General features: G+C 62.3%; 4 protein-coding genes and 1 other RNA gene. All 5 read left to right on the forward strand.

Annotation, left to right across the window (positions count from 1 at the left end; translation table 11 throughout):
• The coding region (locus tag Q0H50_RS08600; protein ID WP_294421445.1) for an amino acid--tRNA ligase-related protein at positions 1-695 on the forward strand (695 nt) is incomplete at its 5' end.
• Between the two features lie 203 nt (positions 696-898).
• Positions 899-2,197, forward strand: coding sequence for a class I SAM-dependent rRNA methyltransferase (locus Q0H50_RS08605; RefSeq protein WP_294421447.1), 1,299 nt, complete (start codon positions 899-901; stop codon positions 2,195-2,197).
• Between the two features lie 335 nt (positions 2,198-2,532).
• On the forward strand, positions 2,533-3,138 hold the full coding sequence (locus Q0H50_RS08610; RefSeq protein WP_294421448.1) for a TetR/AcrR family transcriptional regulator: 606 nt from the start codon (positions 2,533-2,535) through the stop codon (positions 3,136-3,138).
• Positions 3,139-3,228: 90 nt separating this feature from the next.
• Positions 3,229-3,324, forward strand: an RNA gene (ffs, locus tag Q0H50_RS08615) — signal recognition particle sRNA small type.
• An 81-nt stretch (positions 3,325-3,405) separates the two neighbouring features.
• Positions 3,406-4,065, forward strand: a complete 660-nt coding sequence (locus tag Q0H50_RS08620; RefSeq protein WP_042434784.1) for a VTT domain-containing protein — start codon at positions 3,406-3,408, stop codon at positions 4,063-4,065.
• Positions 4,066-4,204 lie beyond the last annotated feature (139 nt).

A 4,204-nucleotide genomic window follows, 5' to 3' on the forward strand; every position in this document is an offset into this window, starting at 1 on the left:
CCTACACCGACGCCCACGCCGAGCTTGCGGGCAAGAGCCCCATCATCAAGTTCCTCGGCGACGAGGTGCACGGCGCCATCAAGCAGGCCGCCGGCGTCGAGCCGGGCGACTTGCTGTTGTTCGCCGCTGACACCTACGACACCGCGTCCGCCGTGCTCTCCGCCCTGCGCCTGCACATGGCCGAGGCCCTGAACATCCCGCGTGAGGGCCACGCCCTGCTGTGGGTCGTCGACTTCCCCATGTTCAAGTACGACGAGGAGGAGAAGAAGTACGCCGCCGAGCATCATCCGTTCACGATGATCCCCGAGGCCGATTGGGACAAGATCGAAACCGATCCGCTGGCGTGCTCGAGCTACTCCTACGACATCGTCATGGACGGCTTCGAGATGGGCGGCGGCTCCATCCGTATCCACAACGCCGAGCTGCAGAAGCGCGTGCTTCGCCGCCTGGGCGTGGAAGATGAGCAGATGGAGGAGAAGTTCGGCCACCTCATCCACGCGCTCGAGCTGGGCGCCCCGCCGCACGGCGGCATCGCGCTGGGCCTCGATCGCCTGGTCATGCTGCTGGCCGGTAAGCAGTCCATCCGCGACGTCATCGCCTTCCCGAAGACATCCAGCGCTTCCGATCCCATGACCGGCGCCCCGAACGCCGTCACCGGCCGCCAGCTCAAGGAAGTCTCCCTGCGACTGCTGTAATAGGTTGCGCCGACCGTTAGACCGGCGCGATTGCCTGACGCTGTGGGCCGCTCTCGCACCCGGCTTTGCCCCGAATGCTCGACTCGGCGCGTACCTGAAGTACGCTTGGTCGAGCGAAGGGGCGGCTTCGGGAACGAGAGCGGCCCTCGCTGACTTTTTCGCCACCTGCGATTCTTTTGACCTTCGTTCCCGAAAGGACCCTCATGAAAGCTCAACGTCCGTATCCTCGCGCCACCATCACGCCGAAGGGCGAGCATGCGCTGGCCAAGGGGCATCCGTGGGTGTACGAGGCCGAGGTGCTGTCCATGGAAGGCGCGCCGGGGCAGGGCGATGAGGTTGCCAACGGCAGCCTCATCGACGTGGTGAACCGCAAGGGGGCGTATCTGGGAACGGGCCTGCTGTCGAAGAGCAGCAAGATCCGCATCCGCCTTATCACGCACAACGCCAACGACGCGTTCGACCGCGCGTTCTGGAAGCGCAAGGTGGCATGGGCGTGGGAATACCGCAAAACGGTCATTGGCGAAGACGCCAGCTGCTGCCGCGTGCTGTTCTCGGAGGCCGACGGCTTCCCGGGCCTGGTGGTGGATCGCTTCAACGACGTGCTGGTCGCCGAAACGCTGTCCGTGGGCATGGAGCAGCTCAAGCCGGTGATCTTCCCGGTGCTGCTCGAGGTGCTCGCCGAGGACGGCGTGCTCATTCGCGGTCTGTACGAGCGCAACGATGTGGCAACCCGCAAGCTGGAGGGCCTTGAGCTCACGGCGGGCTGGTTTGCAGGCGTAGGTGGCGAAGGCGGCCAAGCGGGTCTCGACCCGCTGGCGCCGGGTACGCCGGGTACGGAAGCCTTCGGTCCCACTGCCACGCAGATCATCGAAAACGGCGTGCGCTACGAGGTCGATTTCGAGAACGGTCAGAAGACGGGCTTTTTCCTGGATCAGAAGTACAACCGCCGTGCAGTGGCCAAGCTTGCTGCGGGCAAGCACGTGCTCGACTGCTTCACGCACACGGGCAGCTTCGCGCTCAACGCCGCCCATGGCGGCGCGGCGTACGTGAACGCCGTGGACATCTCCGAGCTTGCCGTTGCACAAGCGCGCAAGAACGCGCAGCTCAACGGCCTGGAGGAGTGCATGGACTTTACGGCAACGAACGTGTTCGACCTGCTTCCGGCGCTTGAGGCCGCGCATGACCGCACGTACGACTTCATCGCGCTCGACCCGCCGGCGTTCACGAAAAGCCGCAAGACCGTCCAAAGCGCCGCGCGCGGCTACAAGGAGATCAACTACCGCGCCATGAAGCTGCTGCCGCGCGGCGGGTATCTTGCAACCTGCAGTTGCAGCCACTTCATGGACACCGAGCGTTTCAAGCATGTGGTTGCCAGCGCCGCGCATGATGCGGGCGTGCAGCTGCGGCAGATTGAGGAGCGCCAGCAGGCGCCCGACCACCCCATCGTCTGGGGTGTTCCCGAAACCGACTACCTGAAGTTCTTCATCTTCCAGGTGGTGTAACGCAAACGGGCGCGGCATGATGCCGCGCCCGTTTCGTTGTTGCGCAAAGGCCGTTCGCAATCCGTGCCGAGCCGTTCCGGGCGGCCATCCTTGGTAATACGCAGGTGGGTAGTAATCTACGCTTCCAAAATTCGGTGGGATTCTGGTATTCTGCAATCGACCGTTTTGCAACGAACGAGGATAAGTATCCATATAATGGTCTAATGTTGATTTATGGGCGATGCTGATGCTATAGCGATCGCGCTAAGCCGAACAGAGGCTGCCGGGTGCCGGTACATAAACAGGAAACGAGGGGGAATAAGGTGTCAGATCCGATCGCGCCGAAGGGTGAAACGATGGCAAAAGATCTGCGTAGGTCCAACGATCGCCGTGTGGTGCGCACGCGCAAGGCCATCCGTGAGGCGTTCTTCAAGCTGATGGAGAACCAGGACTACCATAAGATCACCATCGCCTCCATAGCGCGCGAGGCCGATATCGATCGCAAAACGTTCTATCTGCATTACAGCTCGGTAAGCGATCTGGTGGACGAGATCATCCGCGACGAGGCGCAAAACATCATCGCCAGCTGCCGTGATGCGTTGCGTTCGGATGGCGACAAGGGGCTTGATGTGAGCAAGCTGTTCCAGAGCATCAGCTTGGCCTTGGCGCCTGATATGACGCGTAGCAAGCGGGTGCTGCAGCATGTGTCGCTGCAGGATGTGCTCGACCGTCTGGAGACAAGCCTGGTCGATGTTCTCATGGAGGACAACGTGCTCGGTCTGCGCCGCGACGATCCGTACGTGCCCTATATCGTGTCGTTTTTCTGCGCGGGGTTGGTGGCGGTGTATCGCCGTTGGCTTATCACCGATTCCGAGATCCCGCTCGAAAGCCTTGCTGGGGTGACCAGCGTGTGTTTGTTCGACGGCCTCAACGGCGTGCTGCCAAGCGTCAAGCCTGCGTAAAGCGCCTGTGTGCATTTGGTAACGCTTGCGCCCTGCGCCCGCAGCGGTTGCAGGGTGTCGGTATACTAGCCCAAGTCGAAACGAGCATCTTATATGGGTCGGGGCGGCGCCAAGTTCCGAACCTGGTCAGGTCCGGGAGGAAGCAGCCATAAGGGGCCTCTGACGAGCGCCCTGTCCCATATAGGATGCTCTTTTTGCGTCCAAAAACGGAAGGGCTGCACCCCGGATGCATGCAAACCGGGGTGAAACGGCGTTCGAAAGGCACATATGGGTATCATCGATTTCTTCCTTAACCTGTTAAGCGACCCGCGCGGCGCTATCGCCGGATGGATCATCACGCTGGGCGCGGTGTGGGTGTACACGCCGCTGTTCTTGATCGTGTTCGTGGAAACGGGCCTGGTGTTCTTCCCGTTTTTGCCGGGCGACTCGCTGCTGTTCGCGGCCGGCGTCTTCTCGGCCGATGGAGGCGGGCTGCACCTGGGCGCTACGCTGCTGGTGTTCTATGCCGCGGCCATCTTGGGCAACACCTCGAACTACTGGATCGCGCGCTTCTTCGGCAAGCGCATCATCGACTCCGGCAAGGTCAAGGCGCTCACGCCCGAGCGCATGGCTAAGCTCGATAGCTTCTTCGAGAAGTACGGCGGGCTTACCATCGTCATCACGCGCTTCATGCCGTTCTTCCGCACGTTCGCCCCGTTCATCGCCGGCACCGGGCACATGAACTTCGCGAAATTCACGATGTTCAACGCCATCGGCGGCATCTCCTGGGTCAGCTTGTTCGTGCTGGTGGGCTATTTCTTCGGCGGCGTGCCGTTCGTGCAGGAGCACTTCGAGGTCATCGTGCTCGGTATCGTGGCCGTGTCGGTCGCTCCGGCGGTCATCGGCGCGGTGAAGGCGGCTCTGAACGGCCGTAAGAAGAAGGCGTAGCGCGGCATTCGCGCCTATTCGCGGGATTTCGAAGGCGCATCCGTTGCGGGATGCGTCAGGATGCGCCCGGGGCTTGCAAGCTCCGGGCGTATTTCGTGTTCGGCGGCGTCTGACGCGCGGCTGCAACGGGATGCCCGTA

Origin of the sequence: uncultured Senegalimassilia sp., assembly GCF_934632265.1 — a bacterium.
Classification (GTDB): Bacteria; Actinomycetota; Coriobacteriia; order Coriobacteriales; family Eggerthellaceae; genus Senegalimassilia.